Source organism: Pantoea graminicola, from assembly GCF_048452665.1.
Taxonomy (GTDB): domain Bacteria; phylum Pseudomonadota; class Gammaproteobacteria; order Enterobacterales; family Enterobacteriaceae; genus Pantoea.
The window spans coordinates 517,380-543,790 of the sequence record NZ_JBLWSJ010000001.1 but is presented as its reverse complement, the minus strand read 5'-3'; the positions used below and the strand labels follow the sequence as shown (position 1 = coordinate 543,790).

The window sequence follows — 26,411 nt, the reverse complement described above, 5'->3', positions numbered from 1 at the left end:
CCCCGCCTTACGCGCCATTTTTCAGCGATTCAAGCTCTTCCCAGCGCGCAAAAGCGGTTTCCAGCTCCTGCTCGGTCTGAGCCAGCTCATCCAGCACCGGTTGTGTCTGGTCGTGTGCCTGACTGAAGAAGTCCGGATGACTCATCTTCGTCTGCAACTCACCGATGCGGGCTTCCAGCTGCTCCAGTTTTTGCGGCAACTGCTCCAGCTCACGCGTCAGATTGTAGCTGAGTTTATTCACGCTACGCTTAACATCGTTTTTTTCCGCAGCAGGCTTAGCGGAAGGCGTGGCGGCTTTTGCCGGTGCCGCAGCGCGGTGCTGTCGGTAGGCCGCGCGCTGCTGCTGAGCATCGTGATAGCCGCCGACGAAGGTACCAATCTCACCGTTGCCTTCAAAAATCCAGCACTCAGTGACCGTGTTGTCGACAAACTGACGGTCGTGGCTGACCAGTAATACGGTGCCCTGATAGCCGGCGATCAGCTCTTCCAGCAGCTCCAGCGTTTCAACGTCGAGGTCGTTGGTCGGTTCATCCAGAATCATCAGGTTGCTGGGACGCAGGAACAGGCGCGCCAGCAGCAGGCGGTTACGTTCACCGCCTGAAAGGGCACGCACCGGCGTCATGGCACGCTTGGGATGGAACAGGAAGTCCTGCAGATAGCCCAGCACATGCCGCGGTTTACCGTTGACCATCACCTCCTGCTTGCCTTCTGCCAGGTTATCCATCACGGTGCGATCCGGGTCCAGCTCGGCGCGATGCTGGTCGAAGTAAGCCACTTCCAGCCTGGTGCCGGAGTGCACACGTCCATGATCGGCTTTCAGCTGCTGCAGCATCAGCCGCAGCAGCGTGGTTTTACCGCAGCCGTTGGGACCGATCAGCGCAATCTTGTCGCCACGCAGCACCTGCGCAGAGAAATCTTTTACCAGCGTTTTGCCGTCCACCGCGTAGCCGACATTTTCCAGCTCAAAGACGATCTTACCGGAGCGGGAGGCTTCACCCACCTGCATGTTGGCTTTGCCCATCACTTCGCGGCGTTCTGAGTGCTCGCGACGCAGCGCTTTCAGCGCACGCACACGGCCCTCATTACGGGTACGACGCGCTTTGATGCCCTGACGGATCCAGACCTCTTCCTGCGCCAGTTTGCGGTCAAACTCCGCATTCTGCATCTCTTCAACGCGCAGCGCTTCCTCTTTACCTTCCAGGTAGAGATCGTAATTCCCTGGCCAGGAGACCAGCTTGCCTCGGTCGAGATCGACGATGCGCGTTGCCATATTGCGAATGAATGAACGGTCATGCGAAATAAAGACGATGCTGCCGCTGAAGTTCTTAAGGAACGTCTCCAGCCAGTCGATGGTTTCGATATCCAGGTGGTTGGTCGGTTCATCCAGCATCAGGACGCGCGGGTTGCTCACCAGCGCCCGGCCCAGCGCCGCTTTACGCAGCCAGCCACCCGAGAGCGAGGAGAGCTCGGTATCAGGCTTTAGGCCAATCTGCTCCAGCACATCATTGATGCGACTCTCCAGCTGCCACAGGTTCTGATGGTCAAGGATGCTCTGCAGGCGCGCCATCTCATTGAGGTTCTTATCGCTGGGATCCTCCATCACCACATGGGAGATGGCGTGATAGGCTTTCAGATGCTCGGCCTGCTCTTCCACGCCCTCGGCCACGAAGTCATAGACGGAACCGGTAATATTGCGCGGCGGATCCTGCTGCAGACGCGCCACCACCAGATCGGTTTCATAGATAATGCGACCATCATCCAGCGGCTGTTCGCCATTGATGATTTTCATCAGCGTGGATTTGCCCGCACCGTTGCGGCCCACCAGACAGACGCGCTCGTTCTCTTCGATATGCAGTTCGGTATTATCTAACAGCGGTGCATCGCTGAAAGAGAGATAGGCACCGTGGATACTGATTAATGACATGTAATCTTATTCCTTACCGGCATGAGTGATGAGCCAGCAGTTGTGAATCTGACGGTTACGTGCGAAGTCCTGCGACTGTGTTTTCTGGGTAATATCCTGCGCCTGCAGGCCCAGTGCTTTCAGGCCATCCATGTCCATTTTAAAACCGCGTTTGTTGTTGGAGAACATGATGGTGCCGCCGCGACGCAGCAGGCGCTTCAGGTTACGCATCAGCATCATATGATCGCGCTGAACGTCGAAGCTCTCTTCCATACGTTTTGAGTTGGAGAAAGTTGGGGGATCAATAAAGATCAGGTCAAAGTTCTCGTCACTCTCGTTCAGCCAGCTCAGACAGTCTGCCTGCATCAGACGGTGCTGACGCCCGGTCAGGCCGTTGAGGCGCAGGTTGCGCTCCGCCCACTCCAGATAGGTGCGCGACATATCAACAGTCGTCGTCGAACGTGCGCCCCCCAGACCGGCGTGTACGCTGGCAGAGCCGGTATAGGCAAACAGGTTGAGGAAATCTTTGCCCTGGCTCATCTGACCGAGCATTTTACGGGCGATGCGGTGATCAAGGAACAGACCGGTGTCAAGATAGTCGGTCAGATTCACCCAGAAGCGCGCATTAAACTCTTTGACTTCGAAGTAGTCACCTTTCTCATTGAGCTTCTGATACTGCGCTTTGCCTTTCTGACGTTCACGCGTTTTCATAATCAGACGATCGGCAGGCAGCTGCAGCACGCTCAGCGTCGCGCTGATCACGTCGAACAGACGCTGACGGGCTTTGTTGGGGTCGATGGTTTTCGGTGGCGCGTACTCCTGGATCACCACCCAGTCTGCATAGCGATCGACCGCAACGTTGTAGTCTGGCAGATCGGCATCGTAAATACGGTAGCACTCAATGCCTTCCTGACGCGCCCACTTCTCCAGCTTCTTAACGTTTTTACGCAGACGGTTAGCGTAATCTTCCGCAATCTGTCCGGCATTTTCGCTGCTGTTAACCGCCAGCTGATAGTTTTTCTGTACGCAATCCAGCGGGCCGTTCTTCGCTTTAAACTGGCGATCGGCACGCAGCTGCAGGCAGCTCAGCAGTTCTGGCGAGGCGCTGAACAGCGAGAGATTCCAGCCGCCGAAGTGCTGCTTCATCAGACGTCCGAGCTGGCTGTGCAGGGCAATCAGCGCGGGCTCGCTCTCCAGACGTTCACCGTAAGGCGGGTTGCTCAGCACCGTGCCGTGAACGGCCGCATCGACCGGATTGGTCAGTTTCAGCAGATCCTGCCGGGCAAACGTAAACAGCTCAAAGACACCAGCCCGGCGGGCGTTCGCCTGTGCCCACTCCAGTACCCGGCCATTGTTATCATAGCCGAAGAAGCGCGCCTGGGTGGCGGCGGTGCCAGCCCGCGCACGGCTCTGCGCCTCGGTTTTGACCGCCTGCCACAACGCCGCATCGAAGCGATTCCAGGCGGTAAAGCCCCAGTGTGTGCGCAGCAGGCCCGGTGCGCGATCGCTGGCGATCAGCGCAGCTTCAATCAGCAGCGTACCCGAACCGCACATCGGGTCGATCAGCGGTGTGGAAGGCTCCCAGCCGGAACGCAGGACGATCGCCGCCGCCAGATTCTCTTTCAGCGGCGCCTGGCCGGTCTGCTGACGATAGCCACGCTGATGCAGTGAACTGCCGCTGAGATCCAGCGCAAGGCTGGCGCGGTCGCCGTTCAGCCAGACGTTGATACGGATATCGGCCTGCTCGCGATCGACATCGGGGCGCTTCAGATTCTGCCGTGTAAAGCTGTCCACGATGGCATCTTTCACTTTCAGCGCACCGAACTGGCTGTTACGGATGGATTCGTTGGTGCCGCTGAAATGCACGACAAAGGTTTTGTCGTTGCTGAACAGGGCCGGCCAGTCCACGCTCTGCACACCCAGATAGAGATCCAGGTCGCTGTAGACACCGAACTCCCCCAGCGGCAACAGGATGCGTGATGCTAAACGGCTCCACATCAGGCTCTGGTACATGACGCGATCGTCGGCTTCGTAGTGAACGCCTCCCTGCACCACTTGCAAATCCTGCGCGCCCAGCGCGTCCAGCTCACTTTTTAACAGCTCTTCGAGCCCACGCGCCGTGCTGGCAAACAGAGAATTCATATCGTCACTTTTTAACTCTTGAGAAAATTGTCGCGCATTATAGCGAATCGGAGACCTATGTCATAAAGTTAGCTTCTTTTGTGTTGCGCGTCGGGTTTCAAGGAGAACACCATGATCACGCTTTCCCGCTTATTTATTCATCCGGTAAAGTCGATGCGGGGACTGGCGCTGTCGCATGCGCAGGTCTCTGACAGCGGGCTGGCCTTTGATCGACTGTTTATGGTGACGGAAACCGACGGCACCTTTATTACCGCGCGACAGTATCCGGAGATGGTGCGCTTTACGCCTGCGCTGTTACCGGATGGCCTGTCGCTGACCGCTCCCGATGGCAGTCACGCCCTGATCCGCTTCAGCGATTTCGCCGATGAAGCGCACCCCACCGAAGTCTGGGGCAACCGTTTTACCGCGCGCATCGCCCCTGCGGCGATTAATCAGTGGCTGAGTCAGTTCTTTCCGCGCGCGGTCGAGCTGCGCTGGATCGGCCCACAGCCCACCCGCCGGGTAAAAGCCTGGGATCATATTCCGCTCAGCTTCGCCGATGGCTTCCCGTTTTTGCTGGTCAACAGCGCCTCACTGCACGATCTGCAGCAGCGCTGCCCTGCCAGCGTGCGCGTTGAACAGTTCCGCCCGAATCTGGTCGTCAGCGGCGCGGCCGCCTGGGACGAAGACAGCTGGGCGGAGATTCAGATTGGCGACGTGATCTTTGAGGTGACGAAACCCTGCAGCCGCTGCGTGCTGACGACGGTGAGTCCTGAGAGCGGGCGCAAACATCACGATGGTCATCCGCTGGCGACGCTGCAGACGTTCCGCACGGCGCAGGATGAGAGCGGGGATATCGATTTTGGTCTGAACCTGATCGCGCGTAACAGCGGGGTGGTGCGGGCCGGTGATGAGCTGCAGATCCTGAAGCGTCATACAGCGCGCGCGTATGGCGCAGGCGTAGTGGTGGAAAAGTTACATACCGAACGTCAGGCGCCCCACGCCGTGACCATCACTTACAAGGGTCAGACGTTTACCGGCGATAATCAGCAGGTGCTGCTGGATCAGCTGGAGATGCAGGGTTTCCGCATCCCCTACTCCTGTCGGGCGGGACTCTGCGGCAGTTGCAGGCTGAATCTGGTTGCCGGTGAGGTAAAAGCACTGAAGCAGGGCGTGGTGCGTCAGGACGGCACGCTGCTGAGCTGCAGCTGTATCCCGGCGGGCGACATCGAACTGCGATAAATCAAACGGCGATAATCAGACCGCCCGGGCATAGCGCGGCGCGGCATCCTCATACCAGGGCTGCAGGCGATCGTTCATCACCTTGATGGCGTCGCCGAGCACCATATTTTTACCGGCCAGCATTAACTCCGGCTGCGCCAGCAGGCAGAGCGCGGCGTTATGACCACTCTCCACCACCAGCAACCGGGCCTGCTCGCCCTCGTCGGCCAGCGTGACCTGCACCATTTCACCGGCGCGCGGCTGCATCGCCGGGGCGTAGGCGGCAAAGTGCCAGCTTTTTGGCATCAGCGGTTTCAGGAAGCGGGCGGCGACCAGCGCATTCAGCACCAGCTCCGCACGATGGCTGCCGCTGAGTCTGCACTGCCGGCAGGTTTCGTCAAAGGTGTAATAGAGGGCGGCATCATCGACACAAAAGCCGGTGTCGCTGAAAGCATCCGGCGTCAGCATCTTGCGGGAATAGCGGGAACGAAAAAGCATACCGTCTGCCAGATCGAGCATCATTCGGTCGTGGCTGCTGTCGAAATACCAGCGCCAGTTATCGTCGGGTTTAATGTTCATCCTGTGCCCTGTATTTACCGCTGCGCCAGACATCGCGCAGAATTCAGCGAAAAAGAAATATAAGGAAAAAGCTGAAAAAGCGTGCAACAGGACAAAATATAAACGAGCCAGGAGGAGAAATAAACCCCCCGGCCCGTCATTGTGAGAATTGTCTTAGAGGTGGGTGACGATGTCTTTAATTAATCCTGGCCCCTGATAAATAAAGCCCGAATAAATCTGAACCAGCGTTGCGCCTGCGGCAATTTTTTCCCGTGCGGCGGTCAGTGAGTCAATGCCGCCCACGCCGATGATCGGCAGACGGTCCTGCAATTCCTGAGAGAGGCGCTGAATGACCGCGGTGCTGCGCGAGTGGACTGGCCGCCCGCTCAGCCCACCCTCTTCCTGCGCATGCCTGAGACCGCTCACCAGCGAACGATCCAGCGTGGTGTTGCAGGCAATCACGCCGTCAATCTGATGGCGAACTAAACTGTCCGCGACCTGAATTAACTCCTCTTCCGAGAGATCGGGCGCGATTTTTACGGCCACCGGAACATATTTAAGATGACGCTGCTCCAGCTCTTTTTGTTTCTGCTTAATGGACGCGAGCAGATCGTCGAGCGCCTCACCATATTGCAGTGAACGCAGGCCCGGGGTGTTGGGTGAGGAGATATTGATGGCGATATAACCAGCATGGGCATAGACCTTTTCCATGCAGATCAGATAATCCTCTTTTCCCTGCTCGACCGGCGTATCTTTATTTTTGCCGATATTGATTCCCAGCACACCGTTAAAACGCGCTTTCTTCACATTCTCAACCAGATGATCAACGCCCAGATTATTGAATCCCATCCGGTTAATAATGCCGCCAGCTTCAACCAGCCGGAACATTCGCGGCTTATCATTCCCCGCCTGCGCACGGGGTGTCACGGTGCCGACTTCGATGAAACCAAAGCCCATCGCCGCAAAGGCATCAATGCATTCGGCGTTCTTATCCAGACCCGCGGCCAGGCCAAGCGCATTTTTAAAGGTCAGCCCCATGCAGGTGACGGGACGTGACGGAAGATTCTGGCGATAGAACAGTTCCAGCGGCGTGCCGTTCATGAAACGCAGCTGCTGAAAGGTGAGTTCGTGCGCGCGCTCAGGGTCGAGTTTAAACAGCGCCGGTCGGACGATAGGATAAAACATGCACTCTCCTGAAAGACGGAAGCAATCGTTAAAGTCGGTGCACGGGAAATTGTGCGCCAGAATGGTAAAGTGCTCTGGCGCAAAAGTAAATCGAACTGCGGGGATAGTGAAACTTAACGTAAATTGCTTTGATCTTACGCGGCGGAATCGTTTACCGGCTGGCTTTTCACCTCAGAGGGAAACAGGTATTCCCGCAGGATGCCGTGACGATGCATGATGGCAAAGATACCGAAGCAGACAAAGGCTTCCGCGCCGACCATCGACCATGCCGCACCGATCGCCCCGAACTTCCACGCCAGGAAACAGCATAGCGGCACGTTAATCACGCCTGCGGCCATCATGACCCACATACGCTGGCGAGCCAGGCCATGAGGGATCAGGATCTGTAAGCCAGCCGGATAAGCGACGTTGCCGAACAGGAAGCAGAGCACAAAGACGCGCAGCACATCTGCCGACGGAATAAAGTCTTTACCCAGCAGGATAGAGACCACAAGGTCGGCAAAGACCCAGGTGAAGATCACGATCGACAGACTCAGCCCGAACGAGAGCATCAGGCTTTTTCGGGTCGCCGCTATCGCAGCACGTTTATCCCGGCCGAAGAGGTGGCTGACGCGCGGGAAGAAGGCGCTGCCGATCTGCTCGGGTACCGAGTTCGCTGCTTTACGCAGACGGTCTGCACCGTTATAGATCCCGACCATATAGGTCGATGTAAAGGAAGCGAGGATCACCACGTTGACGCTGTTGAACAGGTTTGCACCGGCAATGGCGATAAAGACATCCAGGCTGTCGGTGATACGCTGCTTAATTTCGCGCGGTTCGAAGCGATAGCGGCCAATGACCTTCATCTCCAGCACGAATTTCAGGGTAATTGCGGCGCTGATGATCGAAACCGTGCCCGGGATCAGCGCGGCCAGCCACGTATCCTGCGGCGATTTAACCAGCAGAAAGGTCAGAGGAATGGCGCAGAAGTTGCCGAAGGTGGCGATCATTGCCGTCTTGCCCAGCTTCTCAAAACCCTGCATCAGCCAGCCGAAGGAGAAGAGAGAACCAATCAGCGTGGTGCAGTTCGCCAGGATAATAAAGAACAGCGGATGCCAGGCAGGATTGAACCAGGTCGCGGTCAGCAGCGTGCCGCTGGTGAGCACCAGCAGCATCAGCTTGGCGTTGAACGTTGACCAGAAGAGCTGACTGACCCGCTCTTTATCATCACGATGGTGAGCAATATCTTTGGTTGTAAAGACATTGAATCCCCAGTCTGAGATGGTACTGCAATAGAGCACACAGGCGATGGCCAGCGCCAGCGTACCCATCTGCTCAACCCCCAGAACGCGGGCAAGATAAGGCAGCGTGGCCAGCGGAAACAGGAACGACGCGCCGCGATAAGCCAGCAGCGAGAAAATATTAATTACCAGACTTTTATCAAGAACTTTTGCCATGACGCAACAACCTTATACACATTGCATGTCTCACCTTCTCATTTCGCAAAGGCATAAACAATATTGCTTCACACTTTTCAGAATCAGGCTGATTTTCAGAATCAGGCGGCGCGTTTCAGCTCTTTTTTGACTTTATAGTGCTGCAGTGTAATAAACAGTTCAGGGCGGTTGAACAGTAGCCACTCTTTGAAGTTCTCTGTTTTCACATTCTGCCCCATAAAGCGGATGGCGTTAATCACATATTCCGGTACCGGCGTGCCGTTATAGAGCGATAAATAGATCATCAGGCGAAATGAGTGCACTAAATAGGCTTTTTCCAGCTGACTGCGCCACGCAGATTTCACCTGCGAACCGGTTAAGGTATTCCAGGCGTGCATAAAAGCATCATAACGCTGGTAAAAAAACTCATTACTTTTGGTACTGTTGGTGAGTGAGCCGTGACGAATGCGCTGCTTATAATAGACATGGCGACTGACCCAGGCCTGCTGACTTTTGATAAACGCGGACAGGGTAAAATTATGATCTTCATGCACGCGTTTCACAAAGCGTAATTTGTGCTGTTCAACAACCCGCTTACTGACGATATAACTCCAGGCCGCCGACGTGTATCTGCCGTTTCGCAGCAGGTGTAACAGGACCTCCTGCGGCTTTTGCTGACCAAAGATATCGTGCCGCACTTTTGGCGAAGTGACATCGATCTGACCGTCACGATAGACAGAGGAGTTGAAGCAGAACAGGTCCGTTTCAGGGTGCTTTTCCGCAACAATCGCCAGTTCAGTGACCAGGCCGTCCGTTACCACATCATCCGGGTCGCAGAAGAACAGGAACTGACCGCTGGCCGCCTCAATCCCCACATCACGGGCATGACCGGCACCGGCGTTTTCCGTTGTAATTATTTTCACCTGAGGCAGATGTGCATAATTCTGTTCAAGCAGAGCCAGCGTGCTGTCGGTGGAACCGTCATTCACAATGAGGATTTCATTGGGCGCTTTAACCTGGCGTAATAATGAATCGACACACTCAACAATATATTTCTCAACGTTGTAAGTGGGAATAATAACGGATAACAGGATGTCAGACATGTGCAATTCTCTGCTGTTAGAAAATGACAATACGATTCACCTGCCAGATGCAGGACCTGACCCGAGGCGAAACGTCGAAAAGAGTACGGCTCTGTTATTATGACTGACTGAATTGAGCCTGATTATCTTAAACCGGTTATCCAAAAAAAGACCAGCCGTAAAAAATCTTTTAACCCGTCACAGGCGGATCACTGTTAACCAAAGTGCATCTATAACTCAAAATAATGTTAAAAGCGTTGAGGTTCGATTTAAAATAGCCTGACAAGGCAGTTGTAACCAGATGGCGAAAAGCGTAAGCGAACATCTGAAAAGGTGAAAAAATTCACTATTCCTTCATTTTTATTACAGTATGCGTTCTGCGATTTATCTCAATATTCTCTCGTTATCTTCACACCGTTGCTGATTTCCGGCTGCCTGACTGGCCTCTTTTTTTCAGCCGCTTCGTTTTATTCGCTTTCTGCATCCGAAATAAAGCATTAAGCAATCAGACAAAAACGCGTTTTTTTCACCCGGGGCTGATTAAAAGCATCTCATATCAATGCTTTTAATGAATCCCCCGCCTGCCTGTGCCTGATTTAAGAATAATCGGAAGCGAAAAATTGCCTTTCAGACCCTGCCGCCTCTATTTCCACATTTCACCCTTGCTTTGCCGGATAAATCATTTAAGCCCACTCCACAGCTCTGACAGTATGAGGACATTAGTTCTCAACATTTGATAATCAATAACTTTTAGTTATAAGGAGTAATGATGCGAGTTATTACGCTGGCAGGCAGCCCACGATTCCCTTCCCGCTCAACCTCGCTACTGACAATCTGTCAGCACAGGCTTGAGGCCCTGGGCGTTGAGGTCATTCCCTGGAATATTCATAACTTCCAGCCGGACGATCTGATCAATGCGCGCTTCGATGCCCCTGCGCTGCTGGCGCTGCGTGAAGACCTGGCGTCGGCCGAGGGTCTGATCGTGGCAACCCCAATCTACAAAGCCTCATTTTCAGGTGCGCTGAAGACGCTGCTCGACCTGCTGCCTGAGCGCGCCCTGGAACATAAAGTGGTGTTACCGCTGGCCAGCGGCGGCAGTGCCGGCCATATGCTGGCGATGGACTATGCCCTGAAGCCGGTACTTAACGCATTAAAGGCACAGGAGATCCTGCATGGCGTCTACGCCGGGGATCACCAGATTCATCACTACGACCGTCAGCCCGAGCTGCAGGAAGCGCTGTCCCAGCGGCTGGATGAAGCCGTCGCCGATTTCTGGCAGGCACTGACCCGTCACCACTACCCCGTCGCGCAGGCGGTATAAGGAAGAGCGTCATGAAGCAGAGATTAGGAAAGTGGCTGGTCGCGGGGCTGTTACTGGCTGGCCTTCAGGTTCAGGCCGCCGAATCCGATCCGGCAGAGATTCGCATCGGTTATCAGAAGGGGTCTGTCAGCATGGTGCTGGCAAAGTCGCACCATCTGCTGGAGACACGTTTCCCCCATACGCAGATTAAGTGGATTGAGTTCCCGGCGGGGCCGCAGATGCTGGAAGCGCTGAACGTTAACAGCATCGATCTCGGCAGTACCGGCGATCTGCCGCCGCTGTTTGCGCAGGCCGCAGGCGCGGATCTGCTCTATGTCGGCTCGGAGCCGCCCAAACCCAAAGCTGAAGTGATTCTGGTGCCGAAAAGCAGCCCCCTGAAACAGGTCGCCGACCTGAAAGGGAAGAAAGTGGCATTCCAGAAGGGCTCCAGCTCTCACAACTTACTGCTGCGCGCCCTGCAGCAGGCGGGTCTGAGCTTTAAAGACATCACGCCGGTCTATCTGACGCCAGCCGATGCCCGCGCCGCCTTCCAGCAGGGTAACGTGGATGCCTGGGCGATCTGGGACCCCTACTACTCTTCAGTCCTGCTGCAGGGCAATTCGCGCCTGCTGACGGATGGCAGCTCACTCAACCTGACCGGCTCCTTCTATCTGGCGACCCGCAGCTATGCCGAGGCGCACGGTGCATTTATCCAGAAGGTGCTCAACACCTTCAGCGAGGCCGACGCGCTGACAATCAGCCAGCCGCAGCAGAGCATCACGCTGCTGGCGCAGGCGATGGGCCTGCCTGAACCGGTCATCGCCAGCTATCTCAGCCACCGGCCGCCGACCCGGATTTCACCGGTCAGTGCCGAAACCGCCGCGGCGCAGCAGCGCACCGCTGACCTTTTCTATGCCAATCATCTGTTGCCCGTAAAAGTGACGATCCAGGATCGACTCTGGCAACCGCATACCCTGACGAAATAAGGAGCAACAATGAGCGTATCCATTTTCTGGTTTCTGCCGACGCATGGCGACGGCCACTATCTTGGCACCGCCGAAGGCGCACGTCCGGTTGACCACGCCTATCTGCAACAGGTGGCCCAGGCCGCTGACCGTCTTGGCTTTGGTGGCGTCCTGATCCCCACCGGCCGCTCCTGCGAAGATGCGTGGCTGGTTGCCGCCTCGCTGATCCCGGTGACGCAGCGTCTGCGCTTCCTGGTGGCGCTGCGCCCTGGCGTAATTTCACCGACCCAGGCGGCGCGCCAGGCCGCGACCCTGGATCGCCTCTCGAACGGCCGGGCGTTGTTCAATCTGGTCACCGGCGGCGATCCGGAAGAGCTGGCCGGTGACGGGGTGTTCCTCGATCACCGCGAGCGTTATGCGGAGTCGGCAGAATTTACCCGCGTCTGGCGCCGGGTGCTGGAAGGCGAAACCGTCGATTACGAAGGCAAACATGTGAAGGTTCGCGGCGCGCGCCTGATGTTCAGGCCTGTTCAGCAGCCTCGGCCGCCGCTCTGGTTCGGCGGATCGTCTGAACCGGCGCAGGAGCTGGCGGCGGAACAGGTGGATGTCTACCTCACCTGGGGCGAACCCCCTGCCCAGGTCAAAGAGAAGATTGATCAGGTGCGTGCTAAAGCGGCGGCGCAGGGCCGGACGGTACGCTTCGGTATCCGGCTGCATGTGATTGTGCGGGAAACCAATGAAGAGGCCTGGCAGGCCGCCGACCGGCTGATTGCCAATGTCGATGACGCCACTATCGCGAAGGCGCAGGCGGCGTTCCAGCGGGCAGACTCTGTGGGTCAGCGCCGGATGGCCGCGCTGCATGGCGGCCGCCGCGACAAACTGGAGATCAGCCCGAACCTCTGGGCAGGCGTGGGACTGGTGCGCAGCGGCGCCGGCACGGCACTGGTTGGCGATGGCCCGACCGTCGCCGCCCGCATTAAGGAGTATGAAGCACTGGGCATCGAAACCTTTATCCTCTCCGGCTATCCGCATCTGGAAGAGGCTTACCGCGTCGGCGAACTGCTGTTCCCGCATCTTGATCTGCAGGTTCCGCTGGTGCCACAGCCGCGCGTGGTTCAGGCGCACGGTGAAGCGGTCGCCAACGATTTCACCCCTGAGAAAAAAGTCGCCCGCGGCTAAGGAGAGGAGAATGGCCAGAACCCGAAAACGCCTTGCCGATACGCTGGTGCCGTGGCTGCTGCCGATAGTGCTGGTCGTGGTGTGGCAGATCGCTTCGCAGACCGGCTGGTTATCGAACCGTATTCTGCCCGCGCCGGAGAAAATCGTGACCACCTTCTGGCAACTGACTGCCAGCGGTGAGCTCTGGCAGCATCTGGCCATCAGCAGCTGGCGGGCGCTGATTGGCTTCAGCATCGGCGGTTCGATTGGTCTGGTGCTCGGCCTGATTACCGGCACCTCCAGAACCGGTGAGCGCCTGCTGGACACCTCGGTACAGATGCTGCGCAATGTGCCGCACCTGGCCCTGATCCCGCTGGTGATCCTCTGGTTCGGCATTGATGAGTCGGCCAAAATTTTTCTGGTGGCGCTGGGTACGCTGTTCCCCATCTATCTCAACACCTATCACGGCATCCGTAATATCGATCGCGGGCTGGTCGAGATGGCGCGCAGCTACGGGCTTTCCGGCTGGAGCCTGTTTATTCAGGTGATCCTGCCCGGTGCGCTGCCCAACATCATGGTGGGGGTGCGTTTTGCGCTGGGGCTGATGTGGCTGACGCTGATTGTCGCCGAGACGATCTCGGCGAATGCGGGGATCGGCTATCTGGCCATGAACGCCCGTGAGTTTCTGCAGACCGACGTGGTCGTCGTCGCCATTATTCTTTATGCCCTGCTCGGCAAACTGGCAGATGTCGCCGCACTGCTGCTGGAACGTGTCTGGCTGCGCTGGCATCCCGCTTATCAACTGAAGGAGGAGAACGCATGAGCCAGACTTTCTCACCGGCCCGCCTGAACAGCGGCACGCCGGTTGGCGTGAACGGCGTCAGTAAACGCTACGGCAATCGCACCATTCTCAACAGCATCGACCTGCATATTCCTTCCGGTCAGTTTGTGGCGGTGGTGGGTCGCAGTGGCTGCGGCAAAAGTACCCTGCTGCGCCTGCTGGCCGGGCTGGAGCAGAGTACGGGCGGTGAACTGCTGGCGGGCAATGCGCCGCTGGCGTCGGCGCGTGACGATACCCGTCTGATGTTTCAGGATGCGCGACTGCTGCCGTGGAAAAAGGTGATCGACAATGTCGGGCTTGGCCTGCGCGGACGCGAATGGCGCAGCGCGGCGATGGCGGCGCTGTCGGCGGTAGGACTGGCGGATCGGGCCGACGAGTGGCCCGCCGCGCTCTCCGGCGGCCAGAAACAGCGCGTGGCCCTGGCCAGAGCCCTGATCCATCGGCCGGGTCTCTTGCTGCTGGATGAACCGCTGGGGGCACTGGATGCCCTGACGCGCATTGAAATGCAGGGGCTGATCGAGTCACTGTGGCAGCAGCACCACTTCACCGTGCTGCTGGTCACGCACGATGTCAGCGAAGCCGTCATGATGGCGGATCGTGTCCTGTTGATCGAAGAGGGTGAGATCGGGCTGGATCTGCAGGTGGATCTGCCACGCCCACGGCGACGTGGGTCGGCGCGGCTGGCCGAGCTGGAGGCGGAGGTGCTGGAACGGGTGATGCAGCGTACGGCGCCGGTATCGCCGGTACGTTACGCGCAGCAGCGCTAAAAAAAGGCGGAGGCCGTCTCAGACGCTCCGCCTTTCTGCTATCAGGCGTTCAGAGCCCGGCTGATTTTCTCGTAGAGGTCACCGGAGAGCTTATCCAGCGCCAGCAGCTGCTCCAGCGCCTGACGCATCAGCGCCTGACGCTCTTCATCGTAACGTTTCAGACGGATCAGCGGCTCCACCATCCGCGCCGCGACCTGCGGGTTGCGGCTGTTGAGATCGGTGAGCATCTCGACCAGGAACTTATAGCCGCTGCCATCCCGGGCATGGAACGCGGCCGGGTTAGCGGAGGCAAACGCACCAATCAGCGAGCGAACGCGGTTTGGATTGCTCATGGTAAAGGAGCGATGGTTCAGCAGATTACGCACGTTACGCATCACGTTCGCGGCCGGGCTGGTCGCCTGCAGCACAAACCACTTATCCATCACCAGACCATCCTGATGCCAGCGCTCATCATACGCCGCCAGCAGCGCGTCACGACACGGCAGCTGTGCCGCCACAGCCGTGGAAAGCGCCGCCAGCGCATCAGTCATGTTAGTTGCCTGCTCATACTGCGTCTGCACCAGCTTATCCGCCAGCTGCGCATCGCTGAAAGCCAGATAGGTCAGGCAGACATTTTTCAGGCTGCGCTGGCCGATCGCCTGATGTTCCACACGGTATTCAGGCTGCTGACAGGCGTTGTAGATAGCATAGAACTCATCGGCCAGTTCGCGGGCCAGCGTACGCTGCAGCGCATCACGCACCAGGGCAATTGCCTGCGGATCGATGGTATCGAACAGTTCGGCAATTTCGTTCTCTGACGGCAGCGTCAGGATCAGCGCGGTCAGCGCCGGGTCGCTGTCGGCATCGAGGAGCACCGCCCGGAAGGCGTCGGCCACATGTAGCGGCAGCGACAGATGCTGGCCCTGCTGATAGCGGGCGACATTCAGCCGGATATAGGTTGCCAGCAGGCTCTGCGCCGCATCCCAGCGGGAGAAGTCGTTGCGGGCGTGGCGCATCAGGAAGGTCAGCTGCGCATCACTCCATTTATAGTCGAGCTTCACCGGCGCAGAGAATTCACGCAGCAGCGATGGCACCGGCTGGAAGTAGACGTTGTCGAAGATAAAGGTCTGGAACTCCTCGGTGACATTCAGCACCGAAGAGACCGGATGCCCGTTATTCTGCAGCGGGATCACCTTGCCTTCGCCGTCATAGAGTTCGATATCCAGTGGAATATGCAGCGGCAGCTTCTCTTTCTGATCGGCGGTCGCCGGGGTGTGCTGCGTGACGTGCAGCGTATACTGCTCCAGCTCCGGGTTATAGTCGTCGCGCACCGTCAGCACAGGCGTCCCGGACTGGCTGTACCAGCGGCGGAACTGTGACAGGTCAACGTTAGAGGCATCTTCCATCGCCTGCACGAAATCATCACAGGTGGCGGCACTGCCGTCATGACGATCAAAGTAGAGCTTCATGCCCTTCTGGAAGTTCGCTTCGCCCAGCAGGGTATGCATCATGCGGATCACTTCCGATCCTTTCTCATACACCGTCAGGGTGTAGAAGTTGTTCATCTCCATAACCTGATCCGGACGGATCGGGTGCGCCATCGGGCTGGCATCTTCGGCGAACTGCGCACCGCGCACGATACGCACGTTGTCGATGCGGTTGACCGCGCGTGAACCCAGGTCGGAACTGAATTCCTGATCGCGGAACACCGTCAGCCCCTCTTTCAGGCTGAGCTGGAACCAGTCACGGCAGGTCACGCGGTTGCCGGTCCAGTTGTGGAAATATTCGTGGCCGATGACCGCTTCGATCCCCAGATAATCTTTATCCGTCGCCGTCTCCGCTTTCGCCAGCACATATTTGGCATTGAAGACGTTCAGCCCTTTGTTCTCCATTGCGCCCATATTGAAGAAGTCGACCGCCACAATCATAAAGATGTCGAGGTCATACTCCAGGCCGAAACGCTCTTCATCCCACTTCATGCTGTTTTTCAGTGAGGTCATCGCCCAGTCCGCACGATCCAGGTTGCCGCGATCGACGAAGATCTCCAGGGCCACATCACGGCCTGAACGGGTGGTGAAGCTGTCGCGCAGTACGTCGAAATCGCCGGCCACCAGCGCAAACAGGTAGCAGGGTTTCGGGAACGGATCTTCCCACTTCACCCAGCTGCGGCCCTGCTCATCGCGGCCGCTGTCGATCCGGTTGCCGTTGGAGAGCAGGAACGGATAGCGCTTACCGTCGGCATAAATCGTGGTGGTGAAGCGGGCCAGGACGTCCGGCCGATCGAGATACCAGGTAATATGACGGAAGCCCTCCGCCTCGCACTGGGTGCAGAGCGCCTCGCCCGATTTATAGAGCCCTTCCAGCGCGGTGTTCTGGTCCGGGTGAATTTCGTTGACGATTTTCAGGGTGAAGCTGTCCGGCAGCTGGCTGATGATCAGCGCGCCCTCTTCTTCCCGGAAGGCGGTCCAGGGCTGCCCGTCGATCTCCAGCGCAATCAGCGTTAAATCTTCGCCGTCCAGACGCAGCTCAGCCTGGCTGTCGCCCAGTCGTTTAACCTGGCTGATGGCCGTGACCAGCGTGGTCGACGCATCCAGCTCAAAGGTTAAATCGATGTCAGTAATGGTGTAATCGGGCGCACGATAGTCGTGGCGATACTTAATTTGGGGCTGTTGCGTCATATTGCGTCTCGCGTTGTTATAAGTTTACCGGCAAAGTCTAAGCTTGTTACTACAAGCTTGCCACGCACAAAGCACCGGAATGACTAAATGGCTACAGTTTGTTAACAAAGGCACAGATTGGCCTCGACCTCTCCGACTGAAATATGCTGTGATCGGCTTCAGATAGTGAATTATACTTCCGCGTCTTTATGACTGTGTACAACACCGGGCTCTGCGCCACCGAACAGGATGCTGAAACGCGCCATGACAGGACATGCTTCCCCGATACTGACCTCGCTGCTGGATACGGATGCCTACAAGCTCCATATGCAGCAGGCCGTTTTTCACCGTTATCATGACGTCACGGTGAAGGCGGAGTTTCGCTGCCGCGGCGACGAACAGCTGGGTCTCTACGCTGACGACATTCGTGACGCGATCACCACAATGCAAGACCTGGCGCTGACTGACGAAGAAGCGACCTGGCTGTCTCATCTTCCCTTTTTCCGTCAGGATTATCTTCACTGGCTGCGCCAGTTTCGTTATAACCCGGAGCAGGTTGAAGTACGCAATCACCACGGCATGCTGGATATCCGCATCCAGGGGCCGTGGCGTGAAGTGATTATGTGGGAGGTGCCGTTACTGGCGCTGATCAGCGAGATTGTGCATCGTCATCGCACGCCGCAGGTCACTACTCAGCAGGCTGTCGACCATCTGCACCAGAAACTCAGCGCCTTTAAAACCGAGGTCGCTGATCTCGATATGTCACGCTTCCGCCTGATGGATTTCGGCACCCGTCGCCGCTATTCGCAGGATGTGCAGGAGGCGATCGTCTCCACGCTGAAGCAGGATTTTCCGTGGCTGATTGGCACCAGTAACTATGATCTGGCCCGTCGTCTGTCGCTGACGCCGGTGGGCACCCAGGCGCATGAGTGGTTTCAGGCGTTTCAGCAGATCAGCCCGGTGCTGGCCAACAGCCAGCGTGCGGCGCTGCAGGCCTGGCTGGATGAGTATGATGACCAGCTGGGTATCGCCCTGACGGACTGTATTGCGATGGATGCCTTCCTGCGTGATTTCGGGCCGCACTTCGCCCGTCGCTATCAGGGCCTGCGCCACGACTCCGGCGATCCGGTCGAATGGGGAGAGAAAGCGCTCGCCCACTATCAGAAACTCGGTATCGATCCTCTCAGCAAAAACCTGGTTTTTTCAGACAACCTGAACCTCGACAAAGCGCTGGCGCTCTATCGTCATTTTGGTCAGCGAACCAACGTGGTGTTCGGCATCGGCACCCGCCTGACCTGCGACATTCCGGGCGTGACGCCGCTGAATATCGTGATCAAACTGGTGCAGTGCAACGGCAAGCCGGTCGCGAAACTCTCAGACAGTCCGGGTAAAACGATCTGCCAGGATAAAGCCTTTGTCCGCGCCCTGCGCAAAGCCTTTGATCTGCCACTGGTGAAAAAAGCGAGCTGAATCCCTCTTAATCGGGGCGTTGATGCGCCCCGCCTCTGCTGTAATAAATCCGCTTTCCCCCTGAATTTTGCTTGTTTCCTGAAGACTCGCAAGTAACATAGCAAAACCCCGGATGGGGCAACTTTTTACTCACTTCTTCTATATAGAGAGATATTTATGAGCGTAGTGCCTGTAGCGGATGTACTGCACGGTCGCGTCGCGGTTGACAGTGAAGTCACCGTACGTGGTTGGGTGCGTACCCGAAGAGATTCAAAAGCCGGTCTTTCCTTCATCGCCGTCTATGATGGCTCCTGCTTTAATCCCGTTCAGGCTGTCGTCAATAATTCTCTGAATAATTATCAGGATGAAGTGCTGCGTCTGACCACGGGCTGTTCCGTTATCGTCACCGGTAAAGTGGTGGCCTCGCCGGGTCAGGGCCAGGCTTTTGAGATTCAGGCGACCAGCCTGGAGGTGGTGGGCTGGGTCGAAGATCCCGACAGCTATCCGATGGCGGCGAAACGCCACAGCATCGAATACCTGCGCGAAGTGGCGCACCTGCGTCCGCGCACCAACCTGATCGGTGCGGTCGCCCGCGTTCGTCATACGCTGGCGCAGGCGCTGCATCGCTTCTTCCATGAGAACGGCTATTTCTGGGTCTCTACCCCGCTGATTACTGCCTCCGATACCGAAGGCGCCGGCGAAATGTTCCGTGTTTCCACGCTGGATCTGGAAAACCTGCCGCGTAACGATCAGGGCCATGTTGACTTCAGCGAAGATTTCTTTGGTAAAGAGGCGTTCCTGACCGTGTCGGGTCAGCTCAATGGCGAAACCTACGCCAGCGCCCTGTCGAAAATCTACACTTTCGGCCCGACGTTCCGTGCAGAGAACTCCAACACCAGCCGTCACCTGGCGGAATTCTGGATGCTGGAGCCGGAAATTGCGTTTGCCTCACTGGATGATGCGGCTGACCTGGCGGAAGCCATGCTGAAGTATGTCTTTAATGCGGTTCTGGAAGAGCGCGCCGATGATATGGCCTTCTTTGCAGAGCGCGTAGACAAGGAGGCGGTAGAACGCCTGCAGCGCTTCATCACCACCGATTTCGCGCAGGTCGACTACACCGATGCGGTCGAGATCCTGATGAACTGCGGCCAGAGCTTCGAAAACCCGGTTTCCTGGGGCATCGACCTCTCGTCTGAGCATGAACGCTATCTGGCTGAGAAACACTTCAAAGCACCGGTAGTGGTGAAAAACTATCCGAAAGACATCAAGGCGTTCTATATGCGTTTGAACGACGATGGCAAAACCGTGGCAGCGATGGATGTTCTGGCACCAGGCATCGGTGAGATCATCGGCGGTTCACAGCGTGAAGAGCGTCTGGATGTGCTGGATGCGCGTCTGGAAGAGATGGGCCTGAATAAAGAAGATTACTGGTGGTATCGTGACCTGCGTCGCTATGGCACCGTGCCACATTCTGGTTTCGGCTTGGGCTTTGAACGTTTAATCGCCTATGTTACCGGCGTACAAAATGTCAGGGACGTTATCCCCTTCCCGCGTACCCCACGCAACGCGAGCTTCTAAGATTCGGCATTAAATATAAGAAATTCATATATATAAAGAGGTCGGCACTGCCGGCCTTTTTTTATTTTTGTAAATTTTGAGTTGTCTCACAAAGTTCCGTATTTTTTACATTTTGTAATACATATTTTCCTTTTGAAACCAGATTACGAGTTTAGTAGCATTTTCGCGCTAGAATTACGGCGGGGGGGATGGAAAGATGCGTGCAGACACAGGAAGACACCAAACTTCGCTCAGGGTTCCGTAAAGATTTCCTGACGGCAGTGGCAGGTGTACAAATAACTCCAATGAGGGTAATGAATAATGATGAAGCGCAATATTCTTGCAGTGGTTATCCCTGCTCTGTTAGCCGCCGGCGCCGCCAATGCTGCCGAAATCTATAACAAAGACGGCAACAAACTGGACCTGTACGGTAAAGTCGACGCACGTCACACATTCTCGGACAACGCGGGCGATGACGGCGATAACTCTTATGTTCGCTTTGGCTTCAAAGGCGAAACCCAGATCAACGACCAGCTGACCGGTTACGGCCAGTGGGAATACAACCTTCAGGCCAACAAATCTGAAGGTGATGACGCAACTGACGGTACTAAAACCCGTCTGGGCTTTGCCGGTCTGAAATTCGGCGATGCCGGCTCAATCGACTACGGCCGTAACTACGGTCTGGTTTACGATGCAATCGGCTGGACCGATATGCTGCCAGTGTTCGGTGGTGACTGGGGCAGCTCAGACAACTTCATGAACGGCCGCAGCACCGGTCTGCTGACCTACCGCAACACCAACTTCTTCGGCCTGGTTGATGGCTGGGACTTCGCAGTTCAGTATCAGGGTAAAAATGACCGTACTGATACTACTCGTGCTAACGGCGACGGCTGGGGCGTATCAACCAGCTACACCTCACCAATCGGTGTTGGTATCGTAGGTGCTTACAGCAGCAGCGACCGTACTGATTCACAGGCAGCAGGTGTTACTGATGTCAATGGTAACGTAATCGGACAGGGCAAACGTGCTGAGAACTGGGCAACCGCGCTGAAATATGATGCGAACAACGTTTACCTGGCAGCAATGTATGGTGAAGGCCGTAACTCTTCATACTTTACCGCTACCATTCCTGGTACCACACCTAACACTACTGCTTCAGCGAATGCCACCATTAACAAAACTCAGACTATTGAGTTAGTTGCTCAGTACCAGTTCGACTTCGGTCTGCGTCCATCCCTGGCTTACGTACAGCAGAAAGGCAAAGATATCGAAGGTATCGGCGATGCTGACCTGTACAAATACTTCGACGTTGGCGCGACTTACTACTTCAACAAAAACATGTCTACCTACGTTGATTACAAAATCAACCAGCTGGATGATAACAACCGCCTGAATCTGAACACAGACGACGTGGTGGGTGTTGGTATCGTTTACCAGTTCTAATCCTGCTTCAGCATGTTGAAAAACGGGGCTCTGGCCCCGTTTTTTTATGGCTGCGATTTGAGATATCCGCGTTTTACACCACCTTCCCCCGTGCTTCTTCACGCTGGTTTGACCCTCTCGTCATCTGCAGCGCAAAATGCAGGAATTTGTCTCGCAAACGGTTGGCATTTGCCCGGCCGGGCGCTAACCTGAGAGTCCTCTTGCTTAAGTTCACGCTAATGGACCTGACACATGTTTGAATCGATCTCTGCTGCACCCGCCGATCCTATTCTTGGGCTGGCCGATCTGTTTCGTGCCGACGACCGCCCTGAAAAAATCAATCTGGGTATCGGCGTTTATAAAGACGAAACCGGCAAGACCCCGGTGCTGACCAGTGTTAAAAAGGCTGAGCAATACCTGCTGGAAAACGAAACCACAAAAAACTATCTCAGCATTGATGGTCTGGCGGATTTCGCCCGCTGCACGCAGGCCCTGCTGTTCGGCAACCAGAGCCCCCTGATTACCGCCAGCCGCGCGCGCACCGCGCAGACGCCGGGCGGTACAGGCGCACTGCGTGTTGCAGCCGATTTTCTTGCTACGCAGACCACGGTGAAGCGGGTCTGGATCAGCAATCCGACCTGGCCGAATCATCACAACGTGTTTCACGCTGCCGGTCTTGAAGTCTGCGACTATCACTATTACGACGCAGAGACCCATTCGCTGGACTTTGAAGGGATGATCGCGTCGCTGCAGCAGGTTCAGCCGGGTGATGTGGTGCTGTTCCACGGCTGCTGCCATAACCCGACCGGGATTGACCCGACGGCGGAGCAGTGGCAACAGCTGGCGCAGCTTTCACAGGCCAGGGGCTGGCTGCCGTTATTCGACTTCGCCTACCAGGGCTTTGCCCGTGGTCTGGAGGAAGATGCTGAAGGCCTGCGCATCTTTGCCGCCTCACATCAGGAGCTGATTGTCGCCAGCTCTTATTCCAAGAACTTTGGTCTCTACAACGAGCGTGTGGGTGCCATCACGCTGGTGGCCGCGGAGGCGGGCGTAGCCGATACCGCGTTCAGCCAGGTGAAATATACGATCCGCTCCAACTACTCTAACCCACCAGCGCATGGTGCGGCGGTGGTCGCCACGATCCTGGGCAATGACACGCTGCGCACGATCTGGGAGCAGGAGCTGTCGGATATGCGTCAGCGCATCCAGCGCATGCGCCAGCTGTTTGTGAACACCCTGGCGGAAAAAGGTGCACAGCGCGACTTCAGCTTTATCATCAGACAGAACGGTATGTTCTCGTTCAGCGGCCTAACCAAAGATCAGGTGATCCGCCTGCGGGAAGAGTTCGGGGTTTATGCCGTCAACTCAGGCCGCGTGAACGTGGCGGGCATGACGCCAGACAATATGTCGGCGCTGTGTGAAGCGATTGTCGCTGTGCTGTAACGCAGACGACGTAACGAAAAAATGGGCCGGATGGCCCATTTTTTTATGGCAGGAAAACCGCTGACGCTTTACTGCAGGAAAGGGTTGCTGATGCGTTCATGTCCCAGCGTAGAGACTGGGCCGTGACCAGGCAGGAACGTCACGTCATCGCCCAGCGGCAGCAGTTTGCTGCGGATAGCCGCGATTAACTGCTGGTGATCGCCCTGCGGGAAGTCAGTGCGCCCGATGCCGCCATTGAAAATGACGTCACCGGAGATCAGCAAGCGCCCCGGACGATCAAAGAACACAACATGCCCGGGCGAGTGTCCCGGACAGTGCAGCACCTCCAGCGTGGTCAGACCGACCTGCACGCTCTCGCCCTCTTCCAGCCAGCGATCGGGGGTAAAAGGCGCGCACTCTTCCAGTCCGAACATCCGGCTCTGCGTGGGCAACGCCTCCAGCCAGAAAGCATCGCGCTTTTGCGGCCCCACAATCTGAACATCATAGAAGGCGGCCAGCTCCACGGCGGCCCCGACATGATCCAGATGGCCATGCGTCAGGAGGATCTGAGCGGGTTTAAGACTAAGCTGTTCCAGCGTTTGCTTAATCAGTTCAGCATCGCCGCCGGGGTCGACCAGCGCGGCTTCACGCGTGGTCTCGCACCAGATAACGGAACAGTTCTGAGCAAACGCTGTAACAGGAATAATGTGGTAATTCATAACGCTCCATGACCGGCTCACGCAGCGTTGCCGGTGTCGTTACCAGTGCCTGATCGGCCCGGTGTCAATGTGCACAAAGTTACTGCGGGGATAATATCCTACACCACCGGCGCGCAGAGATAACGCCGCTTTGCGTACATTCGCTAACGAAATCCCTTCAATATGAAAATCCATCGCCTGACCTTTGGTGTGATAGCTATGCTTGGCTACCCCGGGACCACTTTCCCGCAGCATATTATTGGTGGCCAGAGAGCGATAACCCGACACCAGCTGAATGGGTTTACGCGTCCCCAGCAGGGCCTGCAGGCGAAAGATTTGGTCAAACAGATGGGGGTCAATACTTTTTACTTTGTTGGCGCGATAGTCCCGGAAGAAGTGATTTAATCGTGACAACTCATCCTTGTCGTAACTCTTACCATTAAAAAATTCAGTTTTAAGGGTTTCACCGGTGTGAAGGTTATTGAGCATCAACACACGCGGACGAGACGTTGAAAGTGAGGCCCTGGCAGAAGCTGGCAGGAGTGCCAGTCCGGCGGCGGCGCTACCGCATAACAGTAGTTTGCGACGAAAAGAATCAATAGTAGACATGTAGCGGATTACCTGAGAGTCAAGCCATAGTCATGTGCAAAAAGCGCACAGGCCGAACCATAACTTTCTCTCAGTGGAGCGTCAACCCATCCACCAGCAGTTTGCGAGGCGACCCGCACCAGGATCGCCTCTGGCTGCCTCTTCTCCCTGCACCGCTAACGATGCAAAATCAATCACTAGAGCAGCAATTTCTCTGCCCGGCTCAGCGCCTGGCTGCCCGAACGCGCCGTGTCATCATAATTGTAAATATCTGTACGGAACTGGGGTTTGCCGTCATCTGCGACCCACGCTGTCAGATAGTAAAGATTGACGGGAATGCGATGGCGAATCGGCACATAGCGGGTATCGCCCTCTTTCAGGGTGCTGGAAATGCGGGAATCATTCCAGCCTGCATCCTGCAGCAACAGACCCGCCAGTTCAGAGGCTTTATTGACCCGGACACAGCCTGAGCTCAGCGCACGAATATCGCGCTGGAAGAGGTTGTGGTTAGGCGTGTCGTGCAGATAGATCGCATCCGAGCTGGGCATATTGAATTTATAACGCCCCAGCGCATTGGCTTCACCCGGTGCCTGAATCAGCCGGTAAGGAAACGAGGAGGCGGTTACCATGCGCCAGTCGATCATGCTGGGGTCGATGACTTCAGCATCCGCACTCCAGCCCGACAGCAGGGTATAACCATGCTTGTAGAGGTAAGTTGGATCCTGCTTCACTTTAGGAATGATATCTTTGCGCACCAGCGTCGTCGGCACGTTCCACGGCGGATTGAGCACCACATTGTTCAGCGCGCTGCGCATCAACGGCGTTTTGCGATCGGGACGACCGACGATAACCCGCGATGAGAGAATTTTATTGCCGTTGTTGTAATAGATCAGCGAATAGTTGGGGATGTTGACCATGATGCCGTTATGCATATCGTCCGGCAGCAGACGCAGTCGCTGAATATTCAGCGCCAGCAACGACGCGCGCATCTGCGGAGAGACGTTGAGCCACTGCCGCGTTCTGGCCCCGATAGCGCCATCGCCATCCAGTCCCTGCCACTGCTGAAAACGTTTCACCGCCGCTACCAGCGTCTCATCGTAAATATTGGCCGTGTTGCCTTCGAGTGTCTGGCTGCGGACGTTACCTGGCGACTGCGGTGCAGGGGAAATCAGATTGCTGATCGGCGCAGCAGAAGGGCTGACCGCCACCGGCTGGTCGCTATGCGTTACCGGCGAGGGTGCGACGGGCACCGCATCGTCATCGGGTGCCGGTGCATTTACCTGCGCCGTTAACATGCCGCTGCGCTGCAATATTTCACGCAGTGCCGGTACATCATCGCTGACCTGACCCGGACGCAGCGTTTCACTGCTTTTCAGCTGTGGCCAGGGCTGTCTGTCGCTGAGCAGCGTCTTCAGCGCAGCGTGCATCAGCTTATACTGGGGATGCTGCGGCTGCAGTGAGGTTATAAAGTGGCTGGCCGCTCCGGCATTGACCGCATTCTGCCACTGATTGACTACCGCGACCGACGGCTGCGTCAGCCGGTAAGGAACATTGCTGTAGAGCCAGGTTTCCCCCTGGGTCGGAACACTGGAGACGAACTGCAGATAACCCAGCATCGCATCGGAAAGGGTTACATCCCGCGCAAAGCCGGTAATAGCCGGGTTAGTCAGACGCTCAATCCAGCGCGTGAACTGCGGCTGAACGCCAGACAGCGCCACCTCAGCCAGCTGCTGCTGAAATTTTTCTACTGCCTGGGCATCCTGCCAGAGCGGCTGCATATTGCGGGACGCATAGAGCGCCGCCAGCGGCGCCTGATAGAATGGCTGATCGGCGCCGGAAAAAGCCTGGCGGATACGTTGCTGACTTTCAGTGACGGAGAGTGCCGCATGCGTTTTGCCGGGCAGTGCAGCGATAATCGCGGCTTGTGGTAGCGTAAATGGAACAGCGGTTAGCGCCAGCGCTAACAATGATACAACGCGATGATGATTAACCTTTTTTACCAGCAACATCCCTGCCCCCTTATCTTCTCAACTACGCAGCGTTCCCTGTAACGACTGCGTTCGGGCTGCTACTCATAATGTTGAGTATACAAACAAAAACGGCATTTGCCTTCTGTGACAAAT

Annotated in this window: 20 protein-coding genes; 10 read left to right on the top strand and 10 right to left on the bottom strand. The window is 56.6% G+C overall.

Annotated features, from left to right (window positions below; all coding sequences use genetic code 11):
* Positions 1 to 7: 7 nt before the first annotated feature.
* Together ACNY69_RS02645 and rlmKL are read right to left on the bottom strand one after the other, a co-directional pair.
* On the bottom strand, positions 8 to 1,924 hold the full coding sequence (locus ACNY69_RS02645; RefSeq protein WP_111142042.1) for an ABC transporter ATP-binding protein: 1,917 nt from the start codon (positions 1,922 to 1,924) through the stop codon (positions 8 to 10).
* Positions 1,925 to 1,930: 6 nt separating this feature from the next.
* Entirely contained in the window at positions 1,931 to 4,045 is a 2,115-nt protein-coding gene (gene rlmKL, locus ACNY69_RS02640; protein ID WP_418797264.1) for a bifunctional 23S rRNA (guanine(2069)-N(7))-methyltransferase RlmK/23S rRNA (guanine(2445)-N(2))-methyltransferase RlmL, read from the bottom strand.
* Positions 4,046 to 4,156: 111 nt separating this feature from the next.
* Between rlmKL and ACNY69_RS02635 the strand changes: the two genes are divergently transcribed.
* Positions 4,157 to 5,266: a YcbX family protein gene (locus tag ACNY69_RS02635; protein WP_418797263.1), complete on the top strand. Its 1,110-nt coding sequence runs from the start codon at positions 4,157 to 4,159 to the stop codon at positions 5,264 to 5,266.
* 15 nt (positions 5,267 to 5,281) lie between these two features.
* On the opposite strand, the gene ACNY69_RS02630 is transcribed toward ACNY69_RS02635, so the two are convergent.
* From ACNY69_RS02630 to ACNY69_RS02615, 4 genes are all read right to left on the bottom strand, one after another.
* Positions 5,282 to 5,824 carry a cell division protein ZapC gene (locus ACNY69_RS02630; protein ID WP_111138783.1) on the bottom strand — a complete coding sequence of 181 codons (543 nt, stop codon included), beginning with the start codon at positions 5,822 to 5,824 and terminating at the stop codon, positions 5,282 to 5,284.
* 153 nt (positions 5,825 to 5,977) lie between these two features.
* A complete protein-coding gene (gene pyrD / locus ACNY69_RS02625; protein WP_111138784.1) occupies positions 5,978 to 6,988 on the bottom strand; it encodes a quinone-dependent dihydroorotate dehydrogenase in 1,011 nt (336 codons plus the stop codon).
* Positions 6,989 to 7,122: 134 nt separating this feature from the next.
* Entirely contained in the window at positions 7,123 to 8,424 is a 1,302-nt protein-coding gene (locus ACNY69_RS02620) for a flippase (protein WP_111138785.1), read from the bottom strand.
* A gap of 101 nt (positions 8,425 to 8,525) precedes the next feature.
* On the bottom strand, positions 8,526 to 9,506 hold the full coding sequence (locus ACNY69_RS02615; protein WP_111138786.1) for a glycosyltransferase family 2 protein: 981 nt from the start codon (positions 9,504 to 9,506) through the stop codon (positions 8,526 to 8,528).
* 748 nt (positions 9,507 to 10,254) lie between these two features.
* On the opposite strand from ACNY69_RS02615, the gene ssuE reads away from it, so the two are divergent.
* Genes ssuE through ssuB form a run of 5 tightly spaced genes read left to right on the top strand, consistent with a single transcriptional unit; the run spans position 10,255 to position 14,516 of the window.
* Entirely contained in the window at positions 10,255 to 10,806 is a 552-nt protein-coding gene (ssuE, locus tag ACNY69_RS02610) for an NADPH-dependent FMN reductase (protein WP_111138787.1), read from the top strand.
* An 11-nt stretch (positions 10,807 to 10,817) separates the two neighbouring features.
* Positions 10,818 to 11,771, top strand: a complete 954-nt coding sequence (locus tag ACNY69_RS02605) for a sulfonate ABC transporter substrate-binding protein (protein WP_111138788.1) — start codon at positions 10,818 to 10,820, stop codon at positions 11,769 to 11,771.
* 9 nt (positions 11,772 to 11,780) lie between these two features.
* The gene (ssuD, locus tag ACNY69_RS02600) at positions 11,781 to 12,929 is read left to right on the top strand and encodes an FMNH2-dependent alkanesulfonate monooxygenase (RefSeq protein WP_293773918.1); all 1,149 of its coding nucleotides are present in this window, start codon (positions 11,781 to 11,783) and stop codon (positions 12,927 to 12,929) included.
* Between the two features lie 10 nt (positions 12,930 to 12,939).
* A complete protein-coding gene (gene ssuC, locus ACNY69_RS02595; RefSeq protein ID WP_111138790.1) occupies positions 12,940 to 13,731 on the top strand; it encodes an aliphatic sulfonate ABC transporter permease SsuC in 792 nt (263 codons plus the stop codon).
* The gene (ssuB, locus tag ACNY69_RS02590) at positions 13,728 to 14,516 is read left to right on the top strand and encodes an aliphatic sulfonates ABC transporter ATP-binding protein (protein WP_111138791.1); all 789 of its coding nucleotides are present in this window, start codon (positions 13,728 to 13,730) and stop codon (positions 14,514 to 14,516) included. The genes ssuC and ssuB overlap by 4 nt, the downstream gene beginning before the upstream one ends.
* Before the next feature lie 41 nt (positions 14,517 to 14,557).
* Here ssuB and pepN read toward each other — a convergent pair whose 3' ends face one another.
* The gene (gene pepN / locus ACNY69_RS02585; protein WP_418797262.1) at positions 14,558 to 17,173 is read right to left on the bottom strand and encodes an aminopeptidase N; all 2,616 of its coding nucleotides are present in this window, start codon (positions 17,171 to 17,173) and stop codon (positions 14,558 to 14,560) included.
* Positions 17,174 to 17,416: 243 nt separating this feature from the next.
* Here pepN and pncB point away from each other — a divergent pair, with 243 nt between their 5' ends.
* From pncB to ACNY69_RS02565, 4 genes are all read left to right on the top strand, one after another.
* Positions 17,417 to 18,622 carry a nicotinate phosphoribosyltransferase gene (gene pncB / locus ACNY69_RS02580; RefSeq protein WP_418797261.1) on the top strand — a complete coding sequence of 402 codons (1,206 nt, stop codon included), beginning with the start codon at positions 17,417 to 17,419 and terminating at the stop codon, positions 18,620 to 18,622.
* A gap of 156 nt (positions 18,623 to 18,778) precedes the next feature.
* Complete coding sequence (asnS, locus tag ACNY69_RS02575) at positions 18,779 to 20,179, top strand: asparagine--tRNA ligase (RefSeq protein WP_111138794.1); 1,401 nt, start codon at positions 18,779 to 18,781, stop codon at positions 20,177 to 20,179.
* A 300-nt stretch (positions 20,180 to 20,479) separates the two neighbouring features.
* The gene (locus ACNY69_RS02570; protein ID WP_418797260.1) at positions 20,480 to 21,601 is read left to right on the top strand and encodes a porin; all 1,122 of its coding nucleotides are present in this window, start codon (positions 20,480 to 20,482) and stop codon (positions 21,599 to 21,601) included.
* A gap of 231 nt (positions 21,602 to 21,832) precedes the next feature.
* Positions 21,833 to 23,023, top strand: coding sequence for an amino acid aminotransferase (locus ACNY69_RS02565; RefSeq protein WP_111138796.1), 1,191 nt, complete (start codon positions 21,833 to 21,835; stop codon positions 23,021 to 23,023).
* Between the two features lie 68 nt (positions 23,024 to 23,091).
* Here the strand turns inward: ACNY69_RS02565 and ACNY69_RS02560 are convergent, their stop codons facing one another.
* The 3 genes from ACNY69_RS02560 to ldtD all read right to left on the bottom strand — a co-directional run bounded on the left by ACNY69_RS02560 (position 23,092) and on the right by ldtD (position 26,297).
* Positions 23,092 to 23,721 (bottom strand): MBL fold metallo-hydrolase, encoded by a 630-nt coding sequence (locus ACNY69_RS02560; RefSeq protein WP_418797259.1) that lies wholly within the window; start codon positions 23,719 to 23,721, stop codon positions 23,092 to 23,094.
* A gap of 39 nt (positions 23,722 to 23,760) precedes the next feature.
* Entirely contained in the window at positions 23,761 to 24,309 is a 549-nt protein-coding gene (gene mepK / locus ACNY69_RS02555; RefSeq protein ID WP_111138798.1) for a peptidoglycan L,D-endopeptidase MepK, read from the bottom strand.
* 176 nt (positions 24,310 to 24,485) lie between these two features.
* The gene (gene ldtD, locus ACNY69_RS02550) at positions 24,486 to 26,297 is read right to left on the bottom strand and encodes a L,D-transpeptidase (protein ID WP_111138799.1); all 1,812 of its coding nucleotides are present in this window, start codon (positions 26,295 to 26,297) and stop codon (positions 24,486 to 24,488) included.
* Positions 26,298 to 26,411: the final 114 nt, after the last annotated feature.